At 62.2% G+C, this 24,372-nt stretch carries 32 protein-coding genes; 22 read left to right on the forward strand and 10 right to left on the reverse strand.

Going from position 1 to position 24,372, the window contains the following annotated elements; translation table 11 throughout:
- Positions 1-2: 2 nt before the first annotated feature.
- The 21 genes from rpmC (at position 3) to ASH00_RS01555 (ending at position 12,684) form a co-directional block, all read left to right on the forward strand.
- On the forward strand, positions 3-350 hold the full coding sequence (rpmC, locus tag ASH00_RS17135; RefSeq protein ID WP_056544026.1) for a 50S ribosomal protein L29: 348 nt from the start codon (positions 3-5) through the stop codon (positions 348-350).
- A complete protein-coding gene (rpsQ, locus tag ASH00_RS01460) occupies positions 347-634 on the forward strand; it encodes a 30S ribosomal protein S17 (RefSeq protein WP_056544030.1) in 288 nt (95 codons plus the stop codon). The genes rpmC and rpsQ overlap by 4 nt, the downstream gene beginning before the upstream one ends.
- A gap of 357 nt (positions 635-991) precedes the next feature.
- Complete coding sequence (rplN, locus tag ASH00_RS01465; protein ID WP_056544033.1) at positions 992-1,360, forward strand: 50S ribosomal protein L14; 369 nt, start codon at positions 992-994, stop codon at positions 1,358-1,360.
- A gap of 2 nt (positions 1,361-1,362) precedes the next feature.
- Complete coding sequence (gene rplX / locus ASH00_RS01470) at positions 1,363-1,740, forward strand: 50S ribosomal protein L24 (RefSeq protein ID WP_056544036.1); 378 nt, start codon at positions 1,363-1,365, stop codon at positions 1,738-1,740.
- A complete protein-coding gene (gene rplE, locus ASH00_RS01475; RefSeq protein ID WP_056544039.1) occupies positions 1,740-2,315 on the forward strand; it encodes a 50S ribosomal protein L5 in 576 nt (191 codons plus the stop codon). The genes rplX and rplE overlap by 1 nt, the downstream gene beginning before the upstream one ends.
- Positions 2,316-2,410: 95 nt before the next feature.
- Positions 2,411-2,809, forward strand: coding sequence for a 30S ribosomal protein S8 (gene rpsH, locus ASH00_RS01480; protein ID WP_056544043.1), 399 nt, complete (start codon positions 2,411-2,413; stop codon positions 2,807-2,809).
- A gap of 20 nt (positions 2,810-2,829) precedes the next feature.
- The gene (gene rplF, locus ASH00_RS01485) at positions 2,830-3,366 is read left to right on the forward strand and encodes a 50S ribosomal protein L6 (protein ID WP_056544046.1); all 537 of its coding nucleotides are present in this window, start codon (positions 2,830-2,832) and stop codon (positions 3,364-3,366) included.
- Between the two features lie 2 nt (positions 3,367-3,368).
- The gene (gene rplR / locus ASH00_RS01490) at positions 3,369-3,752 is read left to right on the forward strand and encodes a 50S ribosomal protein L18 (RefSeq protein ID WP_056544049.1); all 384 of its coding nucleotides are present in this window, start codon (positions 3,369-3,371) and stop codon (positions 3,750-3,752) included.
- Positions 3,749-4,486 carry a 30S ribosomal protein S5 gene (gene rpsE / locus ASH00_RS01495; protein WP_056544052.1) on the forward strand — a complete coding sequence of 246 codons (738 nt, stop codon included), beginning with the start codon at positions 3,749-3,751 and terminating at the stop codon, positions 4,484-4,486. Before rplR ends, rpsE begins: the two co-directional genes overlap by 4 nt.
- Positions 4,486-4,704, forward strand: coding sequence for a 50S ribosomal protein L30 (gene rpmD / locus ASH00_RS01500; RefSeq protein WP_056544055.1), 219 nt, complete (start codon positions 4,486-4,488; stop codon positions 4,702-4,704). Before rpsE ends, rpmD begins: the two co-directional genes overlap by 1 nt.
- Positions 4,704-5,252 carry a 50S ribosomal protein L15 gene (gene rplO / locus ASH00_RS01505; protein ID WP_082565823.1) on the forward strand — a complete coding sequence of 183 codons (549 nt, stop codon included), beginning with the start codon at positions 4,704-4,706 and terminating at the stop codon, positions 5,250-5,252. Before rpmD ends, rplO begins: the two co-directional genes overlap by 1 nt.
- A 257-nt stretch (positions 5,253-5,509) precedes the next feature.
- Positions 5,510-6,823 carry a preprotein translocase subunit SecY gene (secY, locus tag ASH00_RS01510; protein WP_056544058.1) on the forward strand — a complete coding sequence of 438 codons (1,314 nt, stop codon included), beginning with the start codon at positions 5,510-5,512 and terminating at the stop codon, positions 6,821-6,823.
- Positions 6,820-7,392, forward strand: coding sequence for an adenylate kinase (locus ASH00_RS01515; protein ID WP_056544060.1), 573 nt, complete (start codon positions 6,820-6,822; stop codon positions 7,390-7,392). Before secY ends, ASH00_RS01515 begins: the two co-directional genes overlap by 4 nt.
- A 5-nt stretch (positions 7,393-7,397) precedes the next feature.
- Positions 7,398-8,222, forward strand: a complete 825-nt coding sequence (gene map / locus ASH00_RS01520) for a type I methionyl aminopeptidase (protein ID WP_056544062.1) — start codon at positions 7,398-7,400, stop codon at positions 8,220-8,222.
- Between the two features lie 232 nt (positions 8,223-8,454).
- Positions 8,455-8,676 (forward strand): translation initiation factor IF-1, encoded by a 222-nt coding sequence (gene infA / locus ASH00_RS01525; RefSeq protein WP_019481515.1) that lies wholly within the window; start codon positions 8,455-8,457, stop codon positions 8,674-8,676.
- 21 nt (positions 8,677-8,697) lie between these two features.
- On the forward strand, positions 8,698-8,811 hold the full coding sequence (gene rpmJ / locus ASH00_RS01530) for a 50S ribosomal protein L36 (protein WP_024475611.1): 114 nt from the start codon (positions 8,698-8,700) through the stop codon (positions 8,809-8,811).
- 166 nt (positions 8,812-8,977) lie between these two features.
- The gene (gene rpsM, locus ASH00_RS01535; protein ID WP_056544063.1) at positions 8,978-9,355 is read left to right on the forward strand and encodes a 30S ribosomal protein S13; all 378 of its coding nucleotides are present in this window, start codon (positions 8,978-8,980) and stop codon (positions 9,353-9,355) included.
- 55 nt (positions 9,356-9,410) lie between these two features.
- A complete protein-coding gene (gene rpsK / locus ASH00_RS01540) occupies positions 9,411-9,812 on the forward strand; it encodes a 30S ribosomal protein S11 (protein WP_026545640.1) in 402 nt (133 codons plus the stop codon).
- A 155-nt stretch (positions 9,813-9,967) separates the two neighbouring features.
- Entirely contained in the window at positions 9,968-10,978 is a 1,011-nt protein-coding gene (locus ASH00_RS01545; protein ID WP_056544066.1) for a DNA-directed RNA polymerase subunit alpha, read from the forward strand.
- A gap of 65 nt (positions 10,979-11,043) precedes the next feature.
- Complete coding sequence (gene rplQ / locus ASH00_RS01550) at positions 11,044-11,721, forward strand: 50S ribosomal protein L17 (protein ID WP_056544069.1); 678 nt, start codon at positions 11,044-11,046, stop codon at positions 11,719-11,721.
- A 21-nt stretch (positions 11,722-11,742) separates the two neighbouring features.
- Positions 11,743-12,684, forward strand: a complete 942-nt coding sequence (locus ASH00_RS01555) for a tRNA pseudouridine synthase A (protein ID WP_056544072.1) — start codon at positions 11,743-11,745, stop codon at positions 12,682-12,684.
- Between the two features lie 103 nt (positions 12,685-12,787).
- Here ASH00_RS01555 and ASH00_RS01560 read toward each other — a convergent pair whose 3' ends face one another.
- Both ASH00_RS01560 and ASH00_RS01565 read right to left on the reverse strand, forming a co-directional pair.
- Positions 12,788-14,224, reverse strand: coding sequence for an HNH endonuclease (locus ASH00_RS01560; RefSeq protein WP_056544075.1), 1,437 nt, complete (start codon positions 14,222-14,224; stop codon positions 12,788-12,790).
- Between the two features lie 110 nt (positions 14,225-14,334).
- Positions 14,335-15,990 (reverse strand): sensor histidine kinase, encoded by a 1,656-nt coding sequence (locus ASH00_RS01565; protein ID WP_235563108.1) that lies wholly within the window; start codon positions 15,988-15,990, stop codon positions 14,335-14,337.
- Positions 15,991-16,249: 259 nt separating this feature from the next.
- Here ASH00_RS01565 and ASH00_RS01570 point away from each other — a divergent pair, with 259 nt between their 5' ends.
- Complete coding sequence (locus ASH00_RS01570) at positions 16,250-17,029, forward strand: response regulator transcription factor (RefSeq protein WP_056544078.1); 780 nt, start codon at positions 16,250-16,252, stop codon at positions 17,027-17,029.
- Positions 17,030-17,048: 19 nt separating this feature from the next.
- On the opposite strand, the gene ASH00_RS01575 is transcribed toward ASH00_RS01570, so the two are convergent.
- The 8 genes from ASH00_RS01575 to ASH00_RS01610 all read right to left on the reverse strand — a co-directional run bounded on the left by ASH00_RS01575 (position 17,049) and on the right by ASH00_RS01610 (position 24,326).
- Positions 17,049-17,504, reverse strand: coding sequence for an Hpt domain-containing protein (locus ASH00_RS01575; protein WP_056544081.1), 456 nt, complete (start codon positions 17,502-17,504; stop codon positions 17,049-17,051).
- A gap of 108 nt (positions 17,505-17,612) precedes the next feature.
- Positions 17,613-18,497, reverse strand: a complete 885-nt coding sequence (locus ASH00_RS01580; RefSeq protein ID WP_056544083.1) for a type II secretion system F family protein — start codon at positions 18,495-18,497, stop codon at positions 17,613-17,615.
- 9 nt (positions 18,498-18,506) lie between these two features.
- The gene (locus ASH00_RS01585; RefSeq protein ID WP_056546469.1) at positions 18,507-19,436 is read right to left on the reverse strand and encodes a type II secretion system F family protein; all 930 of its coding nucleotides are present in this window, start codon (positions 19,434-19,436) and stop codon (positions 18,507-18,509) included.
- A 10-nt stretch (positions 19,437-19,446) separates the two neighbouring features.
- On the reverse strand, positions 19,447-20,931 hold the full coding sequence (locus ASH00_RS01590) for a CpaF family protein (protein ID WP_056544087.1): 1,485 nt from the start codon (positions 20,929-20,931) through the stop codon (positions 19,447-19,449).
- A complete protein-coding gene (locus ASH00_RS01595; RefSeq protein ID WP_056544089.1) occupies positions 20,928-22,130 on the reverse strand; it encodes an AAA family ATPase in 1,203 nt (400 codons plus the stop codon). Before ASH00_RS01595 ends, ASH00_RS01590 begins: the two co-directional genes overlap by 4 nt.
- Entirely contained in the window at positions 22,127-22,891 is a 765-nt protein-coding gene (gene cpaB / locus ASH00_RS01600; protein ID WP_056544092.1) for a Flp pilus assembly protein CpaB, read from the reverse strand. The genes ASH00_RS01595 and cpaB overlap by 4 nt, the downstream gene beginning before the upstream one ends.
- A gap of 26 nt (positions 22,892-22,917) precedes the next feature.
- Positions 22,918-23,955 (reverse strand): pilus assembly protein TadG-related protein, encoded by a 1,038-nt coding sequence (locus ASH00_RS01605; RefSeq protein WP_056544095.1) that lies wholly within the window; start codon positions 23,953-23,955, stop codon positions 22,918-22,920.
- A complete protein-coding gene (locus ASH00_RS01610; RefSeq protein WP_056544098.1) occupies positions 23,943-24,326 on the reverse strand; it encodes a TadE/TadG family type IV pilus assembly protein in 384 nt (127 codons plus the stop codon). The genes ASH00_RS01605 and ASH00_RS01610 overlap by 13 nt, the downstream gene beginning before the upstream one ends.
- Positions 24,327-24,372: the final 46 nt, after the last annotated feature.

Consider the following 24,372-nt stretch of genomic DNA (forward strand, 5'->3'; position numbering starts at 1 on the left):
TCATGGCACTCGGTTCAAAGGAACTGGCAACCGACCAGCTGGATGGGTTCGATAAGGACCGTCTGGTGGAGGAACTCGCCAAGGCTAAGGAAGAGCTGTTCAACCTGCGCTTCCAGTCAGCCACCGGTCAGCTTGAAAACCACGGCCGCCTGCGCTCGGTGAAGCGGGATATCGCCCGCATCTACACCGTGCTGCGTGAGCGCGAGCTGGGATTGCGGCCCGACGTCGTAGCCCCGGTAGAAGAAGCGAAGACTGAAAAGGCCGGCAAGAAATCGAAGGGTTCCAAGGCTGCCTCCACAAAGGACGAAAAGTCCGTGGAAACACAGGCTTCTGAGGAGGATGCCAAATGAGTGAAGAGAAGAACGGCACTGTAGAGGCTGACGCCCGCGGTCACCGTAAGACCCGCCGCGGCTACGTCGTGTCGGACAAGATGGACAAGACGGTTGTCGTGCAGGTTGAGGATCGTGTGAAGCACGCCCTCTACGGCAAGGTTCTGCGCCGCAGCTCCAAGGTCAAGGTCCACGATGAGCAGAACAGCGCCGGCATCGGCGATATGGTTTTGATCAGCGAGACCCGCCCGCTGTCCGCTACCAAGCGGTGGCGCCTGGTGGAGATCCTGGAAAAGGCCAAGTAAGGCCGCAAAGGAAAGCACTGTCGACTCGTCGGCAACGGCAGTCCCTCGTTCCTCGCGGAACGGGGGACTGTTTGCGTTTCAATACGTGCTAGGATATTGAGTTTGTATGGCGCCTTCCGTGCAGATTTGGTCTGCACACCTCGAGCGTCAGCATGAAACCTCGTAAACAATCGTGCTCCGGCATAGTACTTCCCTGCGCTGCGGCGCCTGGGAGGTAAATGCCTCGGGCACGGGCGTTTAGGCTCATCCCTGGCAAAATCCAGGTGGGTCCAGAGACACCCCGATCAACCGTTCCGCAAGGCTCATTCCGTATGCATTATTTCGGTCTGAGAACCGGCGCGACGCAAGGAGTAGATAGTGATTCAGCAAGAGTCGCGACTCAAGATCGCCGACAACACCGGTGCTAAGGAAATCCTTACCATTCGTGTTCTCGGTGGATCCGGACGTCGCTACGCAGGAATTGGCGACGTCATCGTCGCCACCGTCAAAGACGCCATCCCTGGTGGGAACGTCAAGAAGGGCGATGTGGTCAAGGCCGTCATCGTCCGCACCAAGAAGGAACGCCGCCGCGCGGATGGTTCCTACATCAAGTTCGACGAGAACGCTGCCGTGATCCTCAAGGCTGACGGCGATCCCCGTGGTACCCGTATCTTCGGTCCGGTCGGTCGCGAACTCCGCGACAAGCGCTTCATGAAGATCATTTCACTGGCCCCGGAGGTGCTGTAGTCATGGCTCAGACCCGATCGAAGCTGAAGATCAAGAAGGGTGACCTCGTTCAGGTCATCACCGGTGCCAAGCAGGAGCGCGGCGGAGACCGCGGCAAGCAAGGCAAGGTCCTCAAGGTATTCCCTGAGAGCAACCGTGTACTGGTCGAAGGCATCAACCGCATCACGAAGCACACCAAGGCTGGGCAGACGCAGCGCGGCACCCAGACCGGTGGCATCGAGACCGTTGAGGCTTCCATCCACATCAGTAACGTCGCAGTGGTAGACCCGGAGAGCAAGAAGCCCACCCGAGTCGGCTACCGCACCGAAACCGTGGAGCGGGACGGCCGTGAGCGCACGGTCCGCATCCGCGTCGCCAAGGCATCAGGGAAGGATCTGTAATGACTGCTGAAGCCGTAGAAACAAAGATCACCCCGCGCCTCAAGGCCCGCTACGCATCGGAAATCAAGTCGACGCTGCTGGAGGAATTCAGCTACAGCAACGTCAACCAGGTTCCCCGGCTGGTCAAGGTCGTTGTGAACATGGGTGTTGGAGATGCCGCGAAGGACTCCAAGCTCATCGACGGTGCGGTCCGCGACCTCACCCAGATCACCGGCCAGAAGCCGCAGGTCACCAAGGCACGGAAGTCCATCGCGCAGTTCAAGCTCCGCGAAGGAATGCCGATCGGTGCACACGCAACTCTGCGTGGAGATCGCATGTGGGAATTCGTCGACCGCCTGGTCTCACTGGCACTGCCCCGTATCCGCGACTTCCGCGGCCTCAACGGGCGCCAGTTCGACGGCAACGGCAACTACACCTTCGGTCTCACGGAGCAGTCAATGTTCCACGAGATCGACCAGGACAAGATTGACCGTGTCCGCGGCATGGACATCACCGTTGTGACCACTGCCAAGACTGACGCCGAAGGCCGCGCCCTGCTCAAGGCGCTCGGCTTCCCGTTCAAATCCGAAGACTAATTCAACTACGTTGCAGGTCCGTTCCGGGGTCTGACCAGCTGATGCTGGTTCTCACCGGAGTAGCGGAAACCGTTCCGAGGAAGGGCTAGAGCCCAATGACAATGACAGATCCAGTTGCAGACATGCTTACGCGTCTCCGCAACGCCAACTCGGCATACCACGACACCGTGTCCATGCCATACAGCAAGCTGAAGGCACGCGTTGCCGACATCCTGAAGGCCGAAGGTTACATCGGCGGCTGGAAGGAAGAAGAGGCTGAGGTGGGCAAGAAGCTCACGATCGACCTCAAGTTCGGTCCCGACCGTCAGCGCTCCATCGCGGGCATCCGGCGCATCTCCAAGCCGGGCCTGCGCGTCTACGCAAAGTCCACCAATCTGCCGCACGTACTGGGCGGACTGGGCATTGCCATCCTGTCCACGTCCTCCGGTCTGCTCACAGACCGCCAGGCAGCCAAGAAGGGTGTAGGTGGGGAAGTCCTCGCCTACGTCTGGTAGCGGGAAAGGGAAAGAGAAACATGTCACGTATTGGACGTCTCCCCATCACCGTGCCCGCAGGCGTTGAGGTCAAGGTTGACGGCAGTGTTGTTTCCGTCAAGGGATCCAAGGGCGAGCTGAGCCACTCTGTAGCCAGCCCGATCCAGGTATCGCTTGAGGAAAGCACCATCACCGTCTCCCGCCCGAATGACGAGCGCGAAGCGCGTTCGCTGCACGGCCTGACCCGCACCCTGATCTCCAACATGATCGTTGGAGTGACCGAGGGCTACAAGAAGAACCTTGAGATTGTCGGCACCGGTTACCGTGTGCAGGCCAAGGGTTCAGACCTGGAGTTCGCACTGGGCTACAGCCACCCCGTGGCCGTGAAGGCCCCGGAGGGCATCACGCTCACCGTGGACAGCCCCACCAAGGTGTCCGTCTCCGGCATCAACAAGCAGCAGGTCGGCGAAGTTGCTGCGAACATCCGCAAGCTGCGCCGTCCGGATCCCTATAAGGGCAAGGGCATCCGCTACGCGGGCGAAATTATTCGCCGCAAGGTCGGAAAGGCTGGTAAGTAACCATGACACTGAGCATCAACAAGAAGCGCACGTCGAAGAGCAAGTCCGCCCAGCGCGGGCGGCGCCACCTTCGGGTCCGCAAGCGCATCACCGGTACGGCTGTTCGTCCCCGTCTGGTAGTCAACCGTTCAGCCCGTCACATCTTCGTGCAGGTTGTCGACGACACCAAGGGCATGACTGTCGCATCGGCTTCGACCCTCGAGGCGGACCTGCGTTCGTTCGACGGCGACAAGACCGCCAAGGCCAAGCGCGTTGGCGAGCTCGTTGCTGAGCGGGCAAAGGCTGCGGGCATTGAGGCAGTCGTATTCGACCGTGGTGGTAACAAGTACCACGGCCGGGTTGCCGCAATCGCAGACGGCGCACGTGAAGGTGGGCTGGCACTGTGACCGAGCAGAACAACGCAAAGGAAGCCTCATTGAATACTGCAAAGGCTGAGGAGGCTGCGACTAGTGCTCCCGCGGCCGGTTCCACCGAGACGGCGTCAGCTACTGACGATCGCCGCGGCGGTGGCGGTCGCCGTGGAGAGCGTGGCGGACGCGACGGCGGTCGTGGCGGTCGCGACGGCGGTCGTGGCGGCCGTGACGGTGGTCGCGACGACAAAGACAAGTTCGTTGAGCGCGTCGTGTCGATCAACCGCGTATCGAAGGTCGTCAAGGGCGGCCGGCGATTCAGCTTCACCGCACTCGTTGTTGTCGGCGACGGCAACGGCATGGTCGGTGTCGGCTACGGCAAGGCCAAGGAAGTTCCCTCGGCTATCGCCAAGGGCGTAGAGGAAGCCAAGAAGTCCTTCTTCAAGGTTCCCCGCATCGGCGGCACCGTTCCCCACCTGGTTCAGGGTGAGGCAGCGGCCGGCGTCGTACTCCTGCGTCCCGCATCTCCCGGTACCGGTGTAATCGCCGGTGGTCCGGTGCGCGCCGTTCTGGAATGCGTCGGTATCCACGATGTCCTGTCCAAGTCCCTGGGTTCCTCGAACGCCATCAACATTGTTCACGCAACTGTTGACGCGCTGAAGAGGCTCGAAGAGCCGCAGGCAGTGGCTGCGCGCCGTGGTCTGCCGCTCGATCAGGTTGCTTCCACGTCGATGCTGCGCGCTATGCAGGATCAGAAGGCAGGTGCGTAATGACTGCTATTACACCAAAGCGCGTGGTTGTCAGCTCAGCGAAGCTGGAAATCACCCAGATCAAGTCCGTCATTGGCGGTAAGCAGAACCAGCGCGACACCCTTCGTTCACTCGGTCTGAAGCGGATCGGACACACCGTTGTCCGCAACGCTGACGCAGTGACCGTAGGCATGGTCAACACGGTTCCGCACCTCGTGAAGGTTGAGGAGGCCAAGTAATGGCAGAGAAGAAGACGGTGGAGGAATCCACCGAGAAGAAGCCGGCCCGCAAGCCTGCTGCCAAGGCTGCTGCTGCTCAGGAAACTGCTGCGAGCACGCCCCGCGTCCACGCGCTGAAGGTACACCACCTTCGTCCCGCCCCCGGAGCCAAAACCGCAAAGACCCGCGTTGGTCGCGGTGAAGGTTCCAAGGGTAAGACCGCAGGCCGTGGCACCAAGGGTACCAAGGCGCGCTACTCGGTCAAGGCAGGATTCGCGGGTGGGCAGCTGCCGCTGCACATGCGCCTGCCGAAGCTGCGTGGGTTCAAGAACCCGTTCCGCGTTGAGTACCAGGTAGTGAACCTGGACAAGCTCAACGAGCTGTACCCCCAAGGCGGCGAGGTGTCCGTGGACAGCCTGATCGCCAAGGGCGCAGTGCGCAAGAACCAGCTCGTCAAGGTGCTGGGAACGGGCGAGCTCGCGGTCAAGGTGGACGTCAAGGTTCATGCCGTGTCCGCCAGCGCTGCAGAGAAGATCACCGCCGCAGGCGGATCCGTCTCGGCGCTCTAGTTCCCAGCATCGATCCCCGCCGCCGTCGTTCGGCTCGTCCTTAGGACATCAGGACTACGGCGGCAGGGGAGCCGGCTGTGATCTAGCTCATGAAGCAACTAGACTCTTGGTGGGCCGGGATCCCCGGTCCGCCAGGAGTTTGTTTCGTTAACAGGCTCAATTGATTCCCCGGGTTCTCTCGCGCCCGGTTCCACCCGTTAGACTCGGTTGGTGTGTATTGCCCGTGAAGGGCCACTAAGACTTATTCAGGAGGACGCTTGCTTAGCGCTATTGGCCGGGCTTTCCGGACGCCAGACTTGCGGCGCAAGCTGTTGTTCACGCTGGGAATCATCACCATTTTCCGTTTGGGTGCGTTCATCCCGGCGCCCGGTGTTGACTACGGCAACGTGCAGCAGTGTTTGCAGCTCGGCAACACAGAGGGCGGCCTCTACCAGTTCGTGAACCTCTTCAGCGGCGGTGCGCTGCTGCAGGTGTCCATCTTTGCTCTCGGGATCATGCCCTACATCACGGCCAGCATCATCACTCAGCTGCTCCGTGTGGTCATCCCACGGTTCCAGGAGCTGCACCAGGAAGGCGCACAGGGCCAGGCACAGCTGACCCAGTACACGCGCTATCTGACAATCGCCCTCGGGCTGTTGAACGCCACGACGCTGGTGTCGCTGGCACGATCAGGTGCATTGCTGGGTAACTGTCCGGTGCCGATCATCCCGGATGACAGCCTGATCACCATTATCCTGCTCATCATCACGCTGACCGCCGGTACGGGCCTCATCATGTGGATGGGCGAGCTCATCACCGAGCGCGGCGTCGGAAACGGCATGTCGCTGCTGATCTTCACCGCGATTGCTGCCGGTTTCCCCAGCTCGCTGGGTGAGATCCTGCGCACGCAGGGCTGGAGCGTCTTCCTCAGCGTGCTGTTGATCGGCATCGTCGTGGTGATGCTGGTGATCTTCGTTGAGCAGTCACAGCGCCGTATTCCGGTGCAGTATGCCAAGCGCATGATCGGCCGCCGCACGCTGGGAGGCAGCAGCACCTACATCCCGATCAAGGTCAACATGGCGGGCGTCATCCCCGTGATCTTCGCATCGTCGATGCTGTACCTGCCGTCGCTGATCGCTCAGTTCAACACCCCCACGGACGGCGAGACACCGCCGCCGGAGTGGGTCAACTGGATCACCACTTACCTGACCTCGGGTGATCACCCTCTCTACATGGCGCTGTACTTCGCGATGATCGTGTTCTTCACGTACTTCTACGTGGCGATCACGTTCAATCCGGAGGAAGTGTCGGAGAACATGAAGAAGTACGGCGGCTTCATCCCGGGTATCCGGGCGGGGCGGCCTACAGCTGAGTACCTCCAGTACGTCCTGTCCCGCATCACCCTGCCGGGCGCCATCTACCTCGGTCTTGTAGCGCTCATCCCGTTGATCGCGCTCGTGGTCATCAATGCAAACCAGAACTTCCCGTTCGGTGGAGTCTCGATCCTCATCATGGTCGGCGTTGGCCTCGAGACGGTGAAGCAAATTGACGCGCAGCTGCAGCAGCGCCATTACGAAGGGTTATTGCGATGACACGGATGCTCATCATTGGACCGCCCGGGTCCGGCAAGGGCACGCAGGCCGCGCGGATCTCAGAGCGGCTGGGAGTGGTGGCAATTTCCACGGGAGACATCTTCCGCGAGAATGTCCGCAACGAGACGCCGCTCGGGGTTGAAGCCAAGAAGTACATGGACGCCGGAGACTTCGTTCCGGACAGCGTGACCAACAGCATGGTCCGCGCCCGTCTCACTGAAGACGATGTCCAGGAAGGCTTCCTGCTGGACGGTTATCCCCGCACCGCTGCCCAGGTGACCGAGCTGGATGACATCCTCCAGCAGAATGACCTGGCCCTCGACGTCGTACTGCAGCTCACGGCGGATGACGAGGAACTGGTCCGCCGGCTCCTGGGCCGGGCGCGCCTGGACGGGCGTACCGATGACAATGACGTTGTCATCCGGCATCGCCTCGATCTCTACCACGAGCAGACCGAGGCTGTTGTGTCCCAGTACGAGGCACGAGGCATCGTGACCCGCGTTGATGGCATCGGCGCGATCGATGAAGTCACCGAGCGCGTCATGTCGGCTCTGAAAGTAACGCAGTAACCCCGATGTTTCGCCAGCAGCGGGTCGAGTACAAGTCGGCAGATCAGATCCGGACCATGCGGGCGGCGGGCCTCGTGCTTTCCGACGCCCTGGACCAGGCGGTCGCTGCCGCACGGGTAGGCGTGTCCACCCTCGAGCTGGACGAGGTGTTTGCCGGCGTTCTCAAGGACGCCGGCGCCACCTCCAATTTCCTCGGCTATCACGGCTTTCCCAACAGCATCTGCACCTCGGTGAACCATGAGGTTGTGCACGGCATCCCCGGCGGGTACGTGCTGCAGGACGGTGACATCATCTCGATCGACGGCGGCGCTATCGTCCGCGGCTGGCACTCGGACTCCGCCCGCACGGTGATCGTCGGTACGCCGCGTCCGGAGGACGTGCACCTGTCCAGGGTCACTGAGGAAGCCATGTGGCGGGGGATTGCTGCCCTGGCCACCGGCAAGCACGTTGGGGACATCGGCGCAGCCATCGACGACTACGTCTCGGCAGCGGAAGGCCCGGCACTCGGTATCCTGCAGGACTATGTGGGCCACGGCATTGGTACGGAAATGCACCAGTCCCCGGACGTGCTGAACTACCGCAGCAGCCACCGCGGCCCCAAGATCAAGCCGGGGCTGTGCCTCGCGATCGAGCCCATGCTGGTTCAGGGACGTGTAGAAACGGCGGTCCTGGACGATGACTGGACTGTCGTCACTGTTGACGGCAAGCGCGCCTGCCAGTGGGAACACACTGTGGCAGTTCACGACGGCGGCATCTGGGTTCTCAGCGCAGCTGACGGCGGCGCCGCGAAGCTGGCGGAACTGGGCGTTACCGTCGCTCCGCTCGACTGAGGTTCGCTGGAACCGCGCACCACAGAGCGGCCGGATTTAACTTCTGGCACGCCGTAGCGTAGAGTTATTTGTTGGTTGTCGCTACTTTTGCGCCCTTTTGCGCCCTTCCTCCGAACGGATCGCTCCGCTGCGGGTGGAACGGGATCTCGCGATCCCGGGTGAGGGAGTCAGGCAATCAAAACCCCTAGACCGACCGCCCAAGCAAATGGCGGCACAGAAGTTAGCGGAGGATATGGCCAAGAAAGACGGTGTCATTGAGATTGAAGGCACTGTGAACGAGGCTCTGCCCAACGCGATGTTCCGCGTTGAGCTGGCCAACGGACACATTGTTCTAGCCCACATCTCGGGAAAGATGCGTCAGCACTACATTCGAATCCTCCCCGAGGATCGGGTGGTAGTGGAGCTTAGCCCTTACGACCTCACCAGGGGTCGTATTGTCTACCGCTACAAATAAGAACGAACGCAAAGGATAACCATGAAGGTCCAGCCGAGCGTGAAGCGGATTTGCGATAAGTGCCAGGTGGTTCGCCGCAAGGGCAACGTACTCGTAATCTGCGAAAACCCGCGCCACAAGCAGCGCCAGGGCTGAATCCTCTCTTTTGAGGGTCACCCACGCGTAGTAACACCACAATAAAAAGCAGTGCAGGGCAAGCCCCACCAGGTAGGCCCACACCCCCGGCACGGAGGCCGGGGACCGGAGATCATCCGGGTCGCACTGTTTCAGACCTCCGGTCATCAAAAGGAGAACCGCCACTATGGCACGTCTCGCTGGCGTAGACATTCCCCGCGAAAAGCGGGTTGTCATTGCGCTTACCTACATCTACGGCGTGGGCAAGACCCGTGCAGATCAGACGCTCGCAGAGACCGGGATCAACCCGGAAACCCGAGTGAAGGATCTTTCTGACGCTGAGCTCGTACAGCTCCGCGATTACATTGAAGGCAACTACAAGGTCGAGGGTGACCTCCGCCGTGAGGTAGCTGCAGACATCCGCCGCAAGGTGGAGATCGGCAGCTACGAAGGCATCCGGCACCGCCGCGGCCTTCCTGTGCGTGGACAGCGCACCAAGACCAACGCGCGTACCCGCAAGGGCCCCAAGCGCACCGTCGCAGGCAAGAAGAAGGCCGGCCGCTAGTTCTACTGGCGGAAGCCACTAACTCCCTCTTTCCAGAACCTTCGTAGGAGAAGTAATGCCCCCCAAGACTCGTGGAGCGGTGCGTAAGCCGCGTCGCAAGGACAAAAAGAATATCGCCTTCGGTCAGGCGCATATCAAGAGCACGTTCAACAACACCATCGTCTCGATCACCGATCCCAGCGGAGCTGTTATCTCCTGGGCTTCGGCTGGCGAGGTCGGATTCAAGGGCTCACGCAAGTCCACCCCCTACGCTGCGCAGACCGCTGCCGAGGCCGCTGCAAAGCGCGCCCAGGAGCACGGCGTTCGTAAGGTCGACGTTTTCGTGAAGGGTCCGGGATCCGGACGCGAGACCGCGATCCGCTCGCTGCAGGCTGCCGGCCTTGAGGTTGGCTCTATCCAGGACGTTACCCCCAGCGCCCACAACGGCTGCCGCCCGCCGAAGCGCCGCCGCGTCTAAGTAGCTCCCTTGGCTCCAGGCTCGCCCGCGCTTCACCGGAAGTGTGGGCGGCTTGGGGCTGACTGTCGTTTAGCTACTGAGTTCCGCTCTCTAGCTTTCCCTTTCCACCATTTGTGTTGCGTCATATAGCGGATGCTCCCTGAAAGGAAATGTAAGTGCTCATTGCACAGCGCCCCACCCTGACTGAAGAAGTAGTCGCTGACAACCGTTCGCGGTTCGTCATCGAACCGCTGGAGCCCGGTTTCGGCTACACCCTCGGCAACTCGCTTCGCCGTACGCTCCTGTCCTCGATTCCCGGAGCAGCTGTCACCAGCATCCGGCTCGACGGCGTGCTGCACGAGTTCACCACCGTTCCCGGTGTGAAGGAAGATGTCACTGAGATCATCCTGAACGTCAAGAACCTGGCGGTGTCCTCCGAGCATGACGAGCCCGTGGTTGCCTACCTGCGCAAGCAGGGCCCCGGCGTCGTCACTGCAGCTGACATCGCTCCGCCGGCCGGTGTGGAGTTCCACAACCCGGACTTGCACATCGCAACCCTGAACTCGAAGGGCAAGTTCGAGCTTGAACTGACCATCGAGCGTGGCCGCGGTTATGTCTCTGCTTCGCAGAACAAGTCCGGTGACTCCGAGATCGGCCGCATTCCGGTTGACTCGATCTACTCGCCGGTCCTGAAGGTGACTTTCCGCGTGGAAGCCACCCGTGTTGAGCAGCGCACCGACTTCGACCGCCTGATCGTAGACGTCGAAACCAAGGACGCCATCGCTCCGCGCGATGCCGTTGCTTCAGCCGGTACCACCCTGGTTGAACTGTTCGGCCTCGCCCGCGAGCTGAACACCGCCGCTGAAGGCATCGAGATTGGCCCGTCGCCCAGCGACGCCGCTCTCGCCGCTGACATGGCCCTTCCGATCGAGGATCTCGAACTGACCGTTCGTTCCTACAACTGCCTCAAGCGTGAGGGCATCCACACCGTGGGTGAACTTGTTGCACGCTCCGAGGCTGACCTGATGGACATCCGCAACTTCGGTGCCAAGTCCATTGATGAGGTCAAGGCCAAGCTGGTTGACCTGGGTCTGTCCCTGAAGGATTCCCCTCCAGGGTTTGACCTTGCAGCCCGCGCCGCTGCGATTGAAGAGGACGACGACGCCTACGGCGACGAAGCACTCTAAACGTTAGAAACCTGGTGCCGCTTTAGGATGCGGCCTCGGGCACATTTATGAGGAGATAACACATCATGCCCACACCCACAAAGGGCCCACGCCTCGGTGGCGGTCCGGCGCACGAGCGCCTGATGCTCGCCAACCTGGCCGCCTCGCTGTTCGAGCACAAGCGCATCACCACCACGGTGACCAAGGCAAAGCGGCTCCGTCCCTACGCCGAGCGCCTGATCACCTTCGCCAAGAAGGGTGACCTTGCCTCGCGCCGTCGTGTCCTGGCTGTTATCAGCAGCAAGGGTATTGTCCACGAGCTGTTCACGGACATCGCCCCGGCTGTTGCCAACCGCAACGGTGGCTACACCCGCATCACCAAGATCGGCAACCGCAAGGGGGACAACGCTCCCATGGCTGTCATCGAGCTGGTGCTTGAGTCAGTTTCCGCCAAGCAGGCAGTGGTCGGCGAGGCTGAGCAGGCTGCCGGTAACGCCGCTGCCCGCGACGCTGCAGCTGCTGCACCCGTAGCTTCGGCTGAGTCTGCAGATTCACCGGAATCGGCTGATTCCGCAGAGTCGGCTGATTCCGCAGAGTCGGCTGATTCCGCAGAGTCGGCTGAGTCCGCTGAATCGGCACCCTCGGCAGCTTCGGCTGACGAGGTCGCGGCAGAGGACACCACGGTAAGCGCCTCTGAGGGCGACGCCGAGGAGACCGTTGTTGTTGAAGAAGGCTCCGTGCCGGAAGCAGACGAGAAGAAGTAGTTCTTCTGCTCTGCTGAACACATGAACGAACAAATGCCCGTCATCCCGTCCGTGGATGGCGGGCATTTGCGCGTCCGGATCGATTTAGCGTACGACGGCGGTCCGTTCTCCGGTTGGGCAGTTCAGCCTGGTCTGCCAACCGTTCAGGGCACGGTGGAATCCGGTCTGGAGTTGCTTCTCCGGAGACGCGTGCGCCTGACCGTTGCCGGCCGGACTGATGCGGGCGTGCACGCACGCGGTCAGGTGACCCACATCGATCTCGAGCCGGGGGAGTGGTTTGCGTTGAGCCGGGGCCGGGACATCGATCCGGCGTTGGCCCTGAAGCGTCGCCTGCAGGCCACGGTGAACCGCTACCTGCCGCCCGGTGCGGCTGCGCGTACCGCCTATGCGAGCAATCCGGCGTCACCCGTTGTGGTGCGTGCTGTACGACTTGCTCCGGCGGGCTTTGACGCGCGATTCTCGGCGCTGTGGCGTCGGTACAGCTACCGGATCGCCGATCGTCCTGACGATCAGGATCCGCTGCGCCGCAGCACTGTGCTGTGGCATTCGGAGGAACTGGACGAGGGCTTGCTGAACCAGGGCGCCCGACCATTGCTCGGGCTGCAGGACTTCCGGGCATTCTGCAAGCCCCGGGTGGGTGCCACGACTGTCCGGGAGCTGCAGCGGTTCGAGTTTGAGCGGGAGCCGGACGGTGTTCTCCGCGCAACCATCCAGGCCGATGCCTTCTGCCACAACATGGTGCGTGCGCTGATCGGTGGCGCACTGCGGGTGGGAAGTGGTGAGGAACCGCCGGAGTGGATGGGGGAGCGGCTGCGTTCCCGTCAAAAGGACTCGCGGTCTGTTCTCGCGCCGGCTCATCCGTTGGTGCTTGAGGAAGTGCGCTACCCGGACGACGCCGCCGAGCTGGCGTTGCGTGCGGAGCTCACCCGGGCGAAGCGTGATCATATCGGGGACGATGCCTGACTAACGGTCAGCACAAGACCGAGGGGTCGGCGGCGCCTCGCCTTGGCGCGCCGCGTCAGTCAGAGGGGCGGTGACGCTCCGGCCGGCGCACGTGGCCGTTGCGTCAGAAAGGCGGTGCCTGCGCTTGAGACCGGGATGGTGCCAGGGCGTGGAGCGGCTCCGGCCGGGTGGTGTAGGTCCTTCCGGTGAGGGAGGTGGACACGATGGTGCCTTCGACTGGTTGTTGGTGTTTCCAGAAGCCCATGGTTTTGAACAGGTGATGGCGTTTACAAAACGCTCCGAGGTTGTCTGCGCAGGTTTCTCCGCCTTGGGACCATGGTGTTGTGTGGTCGATTTCGCACCGTACCGCTGTCCGGTTGCAGCCGGGATGTCGGCAGGTCTTGTCCCGCACCCGTACCCAGTCCTGCAGGTCTTTGGGCGGTTTATACCTGGTCCTGCCAACCGAGAGGACCGCTCCGCTCTCGGGGTGGGTCAGCAGCCGTGTGAATGACGGCGCGTGGCCGGCAAGCTTCCGGGCCGTGTCCTGGTCGATGGGCCCATATCCGTCGAGTTCGGCCGGCTCATCCCCGCCGAGCAGTGTCATCACCGGCACAGTGACGAACACCCGCGCAGCTACACCGCGATACCCATCAGAGAAGGAACCGGCAGACGAACCGCCAGAGGACCCGGGAGAAGGTGCGCAGGAGGCCCCAGAGGAGGCCCCGGATCCCAAAGCGGGCTGGCGGTTCGCTGTGGTGGTCGTCGGGTCCGAGGCACAGGTGTGGGTGAGCAGGTCCGAGAAAACATCTGCCCGCAACTGGCCAAGCGTCCGCGGCTCATCCGGGCCATTCAAGGTACGGGCGGTGACGTCAATCCGGTGCATGATCCCGTACGCTTGCTCAGCGGGCAGGTAGGCGCTCAACCACGCCATGCCGTCGCCGGCGGGATCCACGGCGACGGAACGTTCACGGACTTTCTTCTCCCGCCGTACGGTCAGCGCCTCGGGGTGCATCCGTTCACGCAGCCGCCGGGCACGGTTGGTCAACTTCGCCACCGTTGTTCCCCGTGCAATCTCGAGGAGTTGCTCCTCGAAGTCCGGGATCTCCTGCTCGGGAACACCGCAGCTTTCCTGCGCCACAGTCAACGCGTGCCGGCGGGAAATCTTCCCGAGTTGCAGCGCTTCGACGGTGGCGGGGAAGAAGTTCACCAGCAGCTTCGACTGCTCAATCAGCTTCCCGGCCGAAGCATCTGGGATCCGCAGCACCGGCCCGATCTCAGCGGCCGCGAGGCTTTCCCCGTACTCCTGCGCAACAAGGGTGCCGTATCCGTCTTCCATGAGGGACCCTACAGTGAGCTCGGCTATGCGGGTCAGCAGCTTTGCTTCCTGCGCATCGACCCAGGCCCGCAACGTAGCGAGTTCCTCCACACACTCAAGCGACGCCTCAAGATCCCGTTTGGTTACCGGATGATGCGACAGCTGCCCGGCCAACGGGCCCATGACCGAATCCGACGCCCACAACGCCGTTTCCTCAGACACCCAACCCGAATGCTTCCCCGCCATGAAAACATTCCATCACCTGCCACTGACAAAACCGCAGGGGCCGGCACATCGCCCCAAGATCGCAGTACGTAGCGGGGGACGGAAGACTCTGAAGAGCGTGCCCGAAGAAGCTAGTTCTGCTCCGACCGGTGGAGAGGCAGGGTCACCGTAAACGTGGTTCCGGCGCCGGGCTCGCTGCTGCAGCGGATGGTTCCGCCGTGGCTGTCGACAATCGCCTTGGTGATGGACAGGCCCAGCCCCACCCCCGGAATGGACGACTCACGGGCCGCAGCGGTGCGGAAAAACTTGCCGAAGATCTGGGTGGTCTCGTTCGGCGACATCCCGATGCCGGTGTCCTGTACTTCGAGCAGGGCCGCGTCGCTGTGCTGCCGTGCGCGGACGGTGACCGTGCCGCCGTCGGGCGAGTATTTGATCGCGTTGGAAATGAGGTTGTCCAGCACCTGACGGATCCGCAGCGGATCCGACGTGGTCCACAGGATGTCGGGGACATCCGCCTCGAGCGTCACTCCGGTGCCTGCGGTCTGCGGCCACGCCGATTCGATGCTGTGCTCAACGAGGCCGGTGAGGTCGGTTGGCCGCAAATGGACGCTTGCGGCGCCTGACGCGGAGGCAAGCAGGTTGGACACCAGCGCGTACAGCCGTTCCGCGTTGCGGCGGGCAACGCAGAGCTGGTGAGTGACGTTTTGCGGGAGGTCGTGATCGTCGTCGAGCACCAGGTCAAGATGCCCGATGATCGAGGTGAGCGGCGTCCAGAGTTCGTGGGACACGTTGGACACGAAGTCCTCTTTAGCGCTCAGGGCCTCCACCATGTCCGTCACGTCGTTGGAGACGATCACGGATCCGGTGAACCGGCCGACGCCGTCTTTCATGGCCGTCGCGGCCGTAGACACGGCGCGCTGGTTGTCCTTCGGTCCGAGCCACACCAGATAGTTGGCGAACGTCTCGCCGGCCGCGGCCCGCTGCACGGGATACCGGGCGATCGCTACGGGAGTGGATTTGTCCGCAGCGTAAAGGTGGCTGGCGCCGTCGTCGTTGGTATTGCCTGCCTGGACGAGGAGGTCATAGGAGCGCTGCTGACGGTTGGTGTGGGTGCGGTTGCCGTTAGCGTCGAGGGCCACGAGGCCAACGTCGATCGTGTCAAGGATGGCTTCGAGGAGCAGCTCGCGCTCGTTGTTCTCGCCCTGGAGGCGGTCCACCTCGGCCTTGGAGGCCTCCAGTTTGCGCTGGCTGTACACGGAGTTCATGCTCGCGAAACGCAGAGAGGTCCACACCGTAGCCATGGCCACACTCAGCAGCACGGCTGTACCAATCTGGCTGATCGGCGCGAGCCCCAGCAGGGGAGCAACACCGAGGATGAGGAACGGCCCGGCGAAGCTGGCCAGCAGGCTCAGTGCCGGCTTGATCCCGGACGCAGACAGCCAGATCACCGGGAAAATGGCCAGGAGGCTCAGGCCCGGAAGCACCTCAGCTGCTCCATTGCGGGTCAGCGAGATGGCCACGAAGTCCAGCAGCGGGATGGCCACGTAGGAACCGTCACGGAACTTTTCCCAGGGGACGAGGAACGCTGCGGCAAGGAGCCCCGCGTGCAGCAGGAGCCCGCCAAGGAACAGGGGATTCACCAGCAGGGCGGGTGCCACGATGGAAGCGATGATGGCGATGACGGCCACCAGGAGCGCCAGGGGCAGCTCACAGAGCCCCACGCGAGTGCGGAATTGCAGGTTCGAGTAGGCGCGCTTCACTTTCAGGAACATCACGCGATCGCTCACGGTGCCGCCTTGGCGCGCGCACACAGAACAGTAGGGACATGCCTCCGAGACCAGGACATACCATCCATTATGTGGCCACCGGATATAGCAGAAGGACCATAACTCCTAACCGGTTCACAAAGTTCCGATATTGTGACCGTAAACACCTTTGCACGCGTATGCTGTGTAGCACGTTGCGGCGGTTCACTGCTCGTCGCGGTGTTTCGTCCTTTTGTGATGAACTGAACAACCACAGTTCTGTCGGGGCCAGGAGGAGATAGTGCCAGATCCAGGTGTGGCGGTAGTCGTCGAGGATGATCTCGACGTTCGCAACCTTGTGAGCACGGTGCTCACGCAATCGGGATTCGTTGTCCACACCGCTGCCGAGGGCCGCGACGGTGTGGCAGCGGTCAAGGAGCATAACCCGACGCTGGTTACCCTCGACGTGGGGCTCCCGGACATTGACGGCTACGAGGTGCTTCGCCGCATCCGCGGTCTCAGCGACTGCTACGTGATCATGCTGACCGCGCATAACGAGGAGATCGACACCCTCACCGCGCTGCAGTCCGGTGCCGATGACTTTGTCACCAAACCCTTCCGCCCGCGTGAGCTGCGGGCGCGCATCGCCGCAATGTTGCGGCGGCCGCGCGGTGGACTCTCCGAGGAACAGCCAACGACGACGGCGGCGCCCGCTGCTGAGGAGCCGAACCTTCCGGCGCGTCCGGATTCCGTGCTGCGGCACAACGGTCTGGAGCTGGATAAGGACACGCGCACCGTGACGGTTCGTGGTGAAGAACTGGTACTGACCCGCAGCGAGTTCGACCTGCTGCATGAGTTGCTGCGCAGCTCCGGTGCTGTGCGGACCAAGGGTGATCTGGTGCGGGTGGTGCGGGGGCAGTACTACCGGACCGATACGTATATCAGCGAGGCCGACGAGCGGGCCATTGAGGTTCATATCGGTAACCTGCGTCGGAAGCTGGGGGAGGACTCGCGTAGTCCTCGCTGGTTGATGACCGTGCGGGGTGTGGGATACCGGCTGGTGCCCCGGCGCGTGGACTGAGTCTTTTCGGGCTTGTTTCTTACGGCTTGTTGAGGTGCAGCAGTCTTAGCTCACGCATGGTGCGTGTCCCGCACCGGTGAACGTGGGGAAGCGCAGCCTCGGCCTCTTCGAGTTTGCCCTCACGCAGCAGCTCCTCCAACGCACTTGCGAGTGTCACCAGTTGGGTGGCTCCCACCATGGTGGACGTGATCTTCAGGCTCAGCACCGCATCGAGTGAGGCGGCCTGGTTGCGGCGTGCAATGGCGGAGGAAATCTTCAGGTCACGCTCATCCCAGACGGCCACGTAGTCGCGCACAAACGCCCGGGCAGCGGCGGGGCTGTCGAGTTGATCCTCGAGGTCATGGAGCACGTTGGGATCCACGAGAGGTGTCCTGTCTACACGGTAGCTGCCGCCCGGGGCTCTCGGCGGCTCAGCGCCGACGGCGCGCAGGGACTCTGCGTCGTCGTCATCTGCGCTGGGGCGGGAGAGGGCCATGGGCTAACGCTACTTTCACAAAATGGGAGAAAAGCGGGGATTGCATGATGCTGTGCAAACATTGCGGAATTCTTCGGCTTGCGTACTAAGTGGATTTGAAGCTTGGGGTTACGAACCGCTGAACGTCGCGATTGCGTTGATGACTGCGGGTCCCAGGATGATGATGAACAGCACCGGGAAGATGAAGAAGAGCAGCGGAAAAAGTACCGTGACCGGTAGCTTCATCGCTTTTTCCTCGGCACGTTGGCGCCGTTTTACGCGCATCACCTTGGCCTGTGTGCGGAGCACGCCGCTCAGGGCGATGCCGTACGCGTCAGCCTGCACAATGGCTTTCACGAAGCTGCGCAACTCCGGGATGCTGGTGCGGTCGGCGAGGGCGAGGTAGGACTCGCGTCTGCTGCGCCCTACCTGCATATCCTGCAGCGTTCGGACGAGTTCCTCAGCGAGCGGGCCTTTGCCGGTCTCGCCGGCCCGCTGCATGGCGCTTTCAAAGCCGAGGCCAGCCTCCACGGAGATGAGCATCTGGTCCAGCGTGTTCGCGAGTTCAAGCTGCATTGCTTTCTGCCGTTCCTGGCCCTTGCTGTAGAGCAGGAGGTCCGGAATGAAGTAGCCAAGAACAGTAACGAAGATCGCCAGCATGGTGATCATAGGTTTCTGGGCAGCGCTGGCCGTGAGGTAGCCGAGTCCGGCTCCCACCAGGCAAAGCGCCGGCTTTGCGCCCAGTACCTTGCCAAGCGGCATGGACGCCGGTCTTCCGGCCAACGCGAGGAGCTTGTCGAGCTTCTCAATGTACGACGACGGCGTGAGCTTGTAGCCGAAGCGTGCCAGTGCGCCGGAGGAAGTCTTCTGAACATCGTCCGCAGCATGGAGCCCGCGGCTGAGGTTCGCCTGGATTGTCTTGTACGTCTTGTTACCGGGAGCGAGCAGCGCCCACCCCAAATAGCCGAGGGGCGCAGCCACGAGGAACAGGGATGTCAATAACACTGGATTCATGCCGGCCCCCTAGAACTTCAGATCGATGATTTTGCGGAGCCATAAGCAGCCGATGGTCATCATGACCACGGAAGCGCCGATCATGACCCAGCCGAGCGGATTCTCGAAGAGAGGGTTGATGTAGCCCGGGCTGACCACCGTGAGCATGCCGCCGATTGCAAAGGGGAGGGCCACAAGGATGTAAGCGGAGAACTTGCCTTCCGCGGCCAATGCCCGGATCTGCCCTTTGATCTCGCTGCGCTCGCGGATGGTGGCACCAACCTGATCAAGGACATCAGCGAGGTCTCCTCCGACTTCTCGGTTGATCTGGATTGCCTGCGCTATCCAAGCGAAGTCTTCACTTTCCATGCGCTTGGAGGTGTCGGTCAGGGAAGCGAGTAAGTCCTTGCCCAGACTGGTTTCAGTGACTACGCGCCGCATTTCGTCTGAGGTAGGTGCGTCAGCTTCAATGGCGGCGGCATCAATCGCCCGCAGGATGCTGTGCCCAGCGCGCAGACCGCCGGTGAGGAGCTGAAGGGTGTCACCGAGTTGGGCATCAAACTTGGAGCGCCGACGCGCGATCCGAAAGACCAGGGCCACATGCGCGACAACCGGAGCTAGCAGGAAAAAGAGGATACCCAGCAATGGACCGCCAACCAGCAGGCCGAGCGCCAACCCGGCGATACCGCCGGTGATGACGAGCAGGAACATGTCGGCCTGAGTGAGCCGTACGCCGGCCGTTTCCAGGAGCTCCGGCCGGTACAGTCTCTGCGGGCGCTTCTTGAGGAAACGTTCCATGGCACGTACGGCAGATCCTGCGAACTTGCTGAGCTGGGAGTCCGACTCCTCCACCGGCGGACGACGGCGGTCCAGCGGAACGGCTGACTGTGCAGGACGAGTGGCGAAGAGCAGGAGGCCGAGAGCTGCGAGGCACAGCCCCGCGCCATACAGGAACAGCAGCGTCATCGGATTACCTCTGACCGATCAGCGCAGCACCGAAAACAGCGGGGGAGACCGTGATGCCCATGTCCTCGAACCGTTCCATGAAGCGCGGTCGGATGCCGGTGGGGATCGGCTTACCAAGGAAGCGCCCGGAGGAGTCAACGCCGGCCGAGTAATCAAAGACGAAGGCGTCCTGAAGGGTAACAACGTCACCCTCCATGCCCTGTACCTCGGTGACATGGGTGATGCGGCGGGTACCGTCACGCAGGCGGGAAATCTGGATGACCAGGTGGACCGCTGAGGCAATCTGTTCGCGGATAGCTCGTAGCGGCAGGTCCATGCCGGCCATGAGCACAAGAGTCTCGAGCCTGGCGATCGCGTCGCGGGGCGAGTTCGAGTGCACCGTCGACAGGGAGCCGTCGTGGCCGGTGTTCATGGCCTGCAGCATGTCGAGAGACTCACCGCCACGGACCTCACCGATGACGATGCGGTCGGGTCGCATACGCAGAGAGTTGCGCACGAGGTCGCGGATGGTGACAGCGCCCTTGCCCTCAGTATTCGGCGGACGGCTTTCGAGGCGCACCACGTGCTGCTGCTGAATTTGCAGTTCCACGGCGTCCTCGATGGTGACGATGCGGTCGCCATGGGGAAGGAAGGAGGACAGCACGTTGAGCAGTGTGGTCTTCCCTGTGCCTGTACCGCCCGAGACGATGATGTTCAGCTTGGCCTTGACGCAGGCGTCGAGCAGTTCAGCCATCTCCGGAGTGAGGGTGCCGAAACTGATGAGCTTCTCGACCGTCAGCGGAGTCTTGCTGAACTTTCGAATGGTCAGCGATGAGCCGTTGACCGCGAGCGGAGGAATGACTGCGTTTACACGGGACCCGTCTTCGAGGCGCGCGTCTACGAACGGCGAGGACTCGTCGATACGACGGCCCACCTTTGAGACTATGCGCTCGATGACGCGGCGCAGGTGTTCCTCGGACTTGAAGCTCGTGTCGGCAAGAACCAGCTGACCACGGCGCTCGATGTAGATCTGGTCGGCGCGGTTCACCATGATTTCCGTGATGTCTTCGTCATCGAGCAGCCGCTGCAGGGGACCGAAGCCGAGTACATCATCGGCAACATCCTGGATCAGACGGCGGCGCTCGTCCGGTGTCAGCGGCACTTGCTCGGCGTCGATGACCTGGCTCAGCTCTTCACGCGCAACTGCGCGCAGATCATCTTCCTTCAAGGTGGAGTCGCTAAAGCGCGCGCCCATGCGCTCGTACAGTGCTTCGGCGGCACGCTGTTTGATGCCGGCGAAAACGTCAACCCGCGCGGCCACCGGTGCTTCCGGTGCGTTGGATGTGCGTCCGCCTACGACGACGGCACCTTGGTAGGCAGGCTCACTAGCCTCAGATGTGGTGGGCTCCGGAACGGAGCGCTTGGCGGTCACGGTTGCGGGCGCCACATGTGCGCTAGCTGCGGAGGGAGCTGAACCATTGGCCTGGTTGAGGCGCTCGGACAGTTTCATCGGATGACGACCCGTCGGTGTGATTTACGCTGGCTGCTTGCGCGCCACTCGGGGTTGAAGCGCTGAACCAGCCCCCGTAGGTTCTTGGTGGCGGGGTCGCGCACTTCTTCCTGCAGCAGGGGAACGCCACGGTTGGTGGCGAGCGAAAGTGCGCGGGAGCGTGGGATCGAGACGTCGACGGGTGCGCCAAGGGTCGCTTCGATGTCCTGCACGGAGAGGCCGGTCTTGGAATCGGCGAAGTTGAGCACCACGTGGCGGGTTTCGGGGATGAGGTTGAGTTTGCCCAGGACGTCCAGACCTGACCGGAGCCCGCGCACGCTCGGTACGTCCATGCCGGTCACCCAGACGGCGTCAGTGCACTGTTCGAGAGCGGCGAGGCTGTGTTCGGTTAGGCCCGGACCGGTGTCCAGCACCACGTAGGGGAATTCTGCGCTGAGCTGCTTGATCAGCGCGCCGAGCTGGTCAGCGGAGATGCTGTCGGCATCAGCCGGGTTGCTCGGAGCACACAGAGCGTAGATCCCCGAGGGGTGCGGCGTCAGAAAGGCTTTGAGCACCATGGTGTCCGAGCTGGCCGAGCTCGAGACGGCGTCTCGCACCGAGTACTCCGGGTTCAGATACAGGTTGGACGCGACGTCGCCGAACTGCAGGTCGAGATCAACGAGGACCACGCCCATGGGTGCCATCTTGCCGAGCCCCACCGCGATATTGGACGCGATGGTCGTCTTGCCGACGCCTCCCTTGGGGGAGAACACGCCGATGACCAGGCCATGCTCCTGTTTGGCCGGGGCAGCGGACTGGGTGTGCTCGGCACGGTGACGGCTTGCGAAAGCCTGGCAGGCCCGCTCGAGCAGGAGTCGGACGCTGGGGATGTCAGCAGTTGGTTCAATGACGTCCCTGACGCCTGCTCGCATCGCTGCGAGGGCGATCCCGGAGTCCTCCGGCGCTACCAGTACCATGCTGAGGTTGGGGAAGCGGACATCTGCGATCTGTGCCAGGCGCAGTGCGCTGTCCAATGCCATGCCGGGACCGAACACCAGGACCTCCGGCTGCTGGACCGAAAGGAGGTCAAGCAGGTCAGTGGGTTGGGTCAGAAGCTCGGGCTTGACGGCAAGGGTCTCGCCGGGGAGGCCAGCCGCGGTGGCGAGGCGAACCTTGTGTTCGAACGCGCTGTCGGCTGTGATGAGGAGGAAGCGGCTCATCGGTACAGTTCCTTGTCCTGGACAATGAATGGGGGAGCGTCGTTTTCAGCGGCGGTTGCCTTGCTGAGCCAGATCGATTCGTATTCGCTGGCGAAGACGAGGCGAGTGGCTTGGTCGGGGTTGACAGCCACCGTCAGCATCAAGGACCCGGTGGGAAGCGCTTCTGCCTTTGCAGTCGCAGCTTCTTCCTCGGTTGCCTCTGCATCAGCTGGGGCAGGCTCTGGGGCGCGCTGAACAGCAGAGACGAGAACACGCGGAACCACAAGCTGAGTAGATTGCGCGTCGGGCGGATCCTCGACGCCACCGGTTTCCATTGACACAAAAATGCCGACATAATCGCCAGCAACTACTCGACCACCAGCGATGCGCTGCGGCTCGACGAGGATGGAAACCTCGTGGAGACCAGCCGGCACTTCAACGGTTCCAGGGGTGACTAGGTCCTCCGGCTTAACAAGCCGTTCGGTCACCAACTGCTCACCGGGAACTAGATCAACGGCGGTGACCATGCCTGCGGAGCTCTCGAGATCCTTGAGCGCGGTCTCGGCTACGGAAGCACCGGGAAGTTGCGTGGTGGCTACTGAGGCAGCCAAGTCTGCAACCGGGGTCCCAGCGGGCACGGCTGCTTGCACAACCAGGACTTCAACCGGTTCGAGGTCTTGTACGGCACGTGCATCTGCGCGATTCGCGTAGCTGAAAACCATCACCGCTCCGACAAGGGCGAGGACGACGGCGGCGACGCCGGCGATGAGACGGGACTTCATGAGGAGCTCCAGACAGAAGTGGTGATTCAGTTTGTGAGTTTGACGACGGTTGCGCCGTATTCGCTGACGGGTCCGAGTTCTTCGTAACCGCTTGAGAGAGCGACATACTCGACGAATTGCCCGATGATGCCGCGGCACTCGCCGCGGCATTCAACGGATGGCTTGTCAGGGTGGTGCTCGGCACGATTGCGGAACGTCAGAGGGAGATCGCTGGTACCGGTGAATTTCCAGCCCCTGACCTTGAACGCCGCGAATGCATGCACGTCATAGGAGGAGCCTGATCCGGTGCCGGTGACGGATTTGAACACCGGCAGAAGTATCACCACGTCTTTTCCCGCATTGATATCGGCTGCCCAACCGTTAAGAATTGCGTTGCAATGGGAAGGCCCGTCATTTCCGGTGTCCGCACCGCTTTCGTTGATCGCAAGATCGATGTAGGCGCCGCATCCGGACGGGTCCTGTGCCAACCAACCGAAACCTCCGGGTGTATCGCTTCCCGAGGGGCCCTCCGGGCAATCGCTGTTGGCGTTGCTGGTGTGACTTCGGATGAGCTGTTTAGCGCCATCGATCATGCCCTTGACCTGGCAGACCGACATAGTGAGGGGGAAGGGGGTGGTTCCCTTGCTTGGGCTTCCCCAAACTACCGTGGACTTCGCTACCACGGATGATGCCGGAATTCCGAGGGCACCCGCAAAAAAGAGCGACACGCGGTTATCCGTTCGTCCGGCTTCTAACGGATCAGCAGTGACGGTGACCTTACGATTGGGAACATCCAGGGCTATGGACTGAACATTGCTCAGACCGTCGAGCGAGTTTTTGTCGGCCAGGTCCTTCGCGAGCGAGGAGGTGCCCGAACACTTCGGGTCAGCCGTATCCTTAGCGCAAGCCTGGGCGATCCCCAAAGCCCCCGCATCGGCTCCGTTTTGCAGCTGTGCCTTCTCTGAGTAGAGCATGCCCATGTCCACCGCGAGGGCTGCAAAGCCCAGCAGGACGACAAGCAGAATGGCGACGATGACAGCGACCGCTCCGCGTTCTCGCTCATTCGCTTTCGTCAGCCGCCGCATTGCATAACTCCTTTACCCGTCATGGAGAAAGGGCCAGCGATGCCGGTCAACGTGTCGAGCGAGTACGAGATGGTCACGGTGACCTGCCTGCCAGCCGCACAGGTTGCTGGGCTGGACGCAGGCGTGGTGTTGAATGTGAAACTTGAGTCGGTGAGCGCCAGTGTGGTCGCTACATTCTTGGCGGCTGTCCGTGCGTCCGCGCGAACGTTGGTAATCGCCATGACGCGTACGCCTTCGCGGGCCGCGTTCGTCAAAGTGACCTGAGCGTTGTAAGCCCGGCCAAACTCCATGATGCCGAGAAGCAGGAGGACAAGGACGGGAAGGAGGAGCGCCATCTCTACCGCGACGGCGCCTCGATCGTCTCGCTTCATCTTCCGTCCCGCCTCTCAATCTGTCGCGCCATGGGGCGGCGACCCA

The sequence above is a fragment of the Arthrobacter sp. Soil782 genome (assembly GCF_001428435.1).
In the GTDB taxonomy this organism is placed as follows: domain Bacteria; phylum Actinomycetota; class Actinomycetes; order Actinomycetales; family Micrococcaceae; genus Arthrobacter_D; species Arthrobacter_D parietis.

Excerpts from the sequence above, each read along its gene's own strand:
- rpmC (WP_056544026.1), top strand. The coding sequence starts at position 3 with ATGGCACTCGGTTCAAAGGAACTGGCAACCGACCAGCTGGATGGGTTC.
- rpsQ (WP_056544030.1), top strand. The coding sequence starts at position 347 with ATGAGTGAAGAGAAGAACGGCACTGTAGAGGCTGACGCCCGCGGTCAC.
- rplX (WP_056544036.1), top strand. The coding sequence starts at position 1,363 with ATGGCTCAGACCCGATCGAAGCTGAAGATCAAGAAGGGTGACCTCGTT.
- rplE (WP_056544039.1), top strand. The coding sequence starts at position 1,740 with ATGACTGCTGAAGCCGTAGAAACAAAGATCACCCCGCGCCTCAAGGCC.
- rpsH (WP_056544043.1), top strand. The coding sequence starts at position 2,411 with ATGACAATGACAGATCCAGTTGCAGACATGCTTACGCGTCTCCGCAAC.
- rplF (WP_056544046.1), top strand. The coding sequence starts at position 2,830 with ATGTCACGTATTGGACGTCTCCCCATCACCGTGCCCGCAGGCGTTGAG.
- rplR (WP_056544049.1), top strand. The coding sequence starts at position 3,369 with ATGACACTGAGCATCAACAAGAAGCGCACGTCGAAGAGCAAGTCCGCC.
- rpmD (WP_056544055.1), top strand. The coding sequence starts at position 4,486 with ATGACTGCTATTACACCAAAGCGCGTGGTTGTCAGCTCAGCGAAGCTG.
- rplO (WP_082565823.1), top strand. The coding sequence starts at position 4,704 with ATGGCAGAGAAGAAGACGGTGGAGGAATCCACCGAGAAGAAGCCGGCC.
- ASH00_RS01515 (WP_056544060.1), top strand. The coding sequence starts at position 6,820 with ATGACACGGATGCTCATCATTGGACCGCCCGGGTCCGGCAAGGGCACG.
- map (WP_056544062.1), top strand. The coding sequence starts at position 7,398 with ATGTTTCGCCAGCAGCGGGTCGAGTACAAGTCGGCAGATCAGATCCGG.
- infA (WP_019481515.1), top strand. The coding sequence starts at position 8,455 with ATGGCCAAGAAAGACGGTGTCATTGAGATTGAAGGCACTGTGAACGAG.
- rpmJ (WP_024475611.1), top strand. The coding sequence starts at position 8,698 with ATGAAGGTCCAGCCGAGCGTGAAGCGGATTTGCGATAAGTGCCAGGTG.
- rpsM (WP_056544063.1), top strand. The coding sequence starts at position 8,978 with ATGGCACGTCTCGCTGGCGTAGACATTCCCCGCGAAAAGCGGGTTGTC.
- rpsK (WP_026545640.1), top strand. The coding sequence starts at position 9,411 with ATGCCCCCCAAGACTCGTGGAGCGGTGCGTAAGCCGCGTCGCAAGGAC.
- rplQ (WP_056544069.1), top strand. The coding sequence starts at position 11,044 with ATGCCCACACCCACAAAGGGCCCACGCCTCGGTGGCGGTCCGGCGCAC.
- ASH00_RS01555 (WP_056544072.1), top strand. The coding sequence starts at position 11,743 with ATGAACGAACAAATGCCCGTCATCCCGTCCGTGGATGGCGGGCATTTG.
- ASH00_RS01560 (WP_056544075.1), bottom strand. The coding sequence starts at position 14,224 with ATGGCGGGGAAGCATTCGGGTTGGGTGTCTGAGGAAACGGCGTTGTGG.
- ASH00_RS01575 (WP_056544081.1), bottom strand. The coding sequence starts at position 17,504 with ATGGCCCTCTCCCGCCCCAGCGCAGATGACGACGACGCAGAGTCCCTG.
- ASH00_RS01580 (WP_056544083.1), bottom strand. The coding sequence starts at position 18,497 with ATGAATCCAGTGTTATTGACATCCCTGTTCCTCGTGGCTGCGCCCCTC.
- ASH00_RS01590 (WP_056544087.1), bottom strand. The coding sequence starts at position 20,931 with ATGAAACTGTCCGAGCGCCTCAACCAGGCCAATGGTTCAGCTCCCTCC.
- ASH00_RS01595 (WP_056544089.1), bottom strand. The coding sequence starts at position 22,130 with ATGAGCCGCTTCCTCCTCATCACAGCCGACAGCGCGTTCGAACACAAG.
- cpaB (WP_056544092.1), bottom strand. The coding sequence starts at position 22,891 with ATGAAGTCCCGTCTCATCGCCGGCGTCGCCGCCGTCGTCCTCGCCCTT.
- ASH00_RS01605 (WP_056544095.1), bottom strand. The coding sequence starts at position 23,955 with ATGCGGCGGCTGACGAAAGCGAATGAGCGAGAACGCGGAGCGGTCGCT.
- ASH00_RS01610 (WP_056544098.1), bottom strand. The coding sequence starts at position 24,326 with ATGAAGCGAGACGATCGAGGCGCCGTCGCGGTAGAGATGGCGCTCCTC.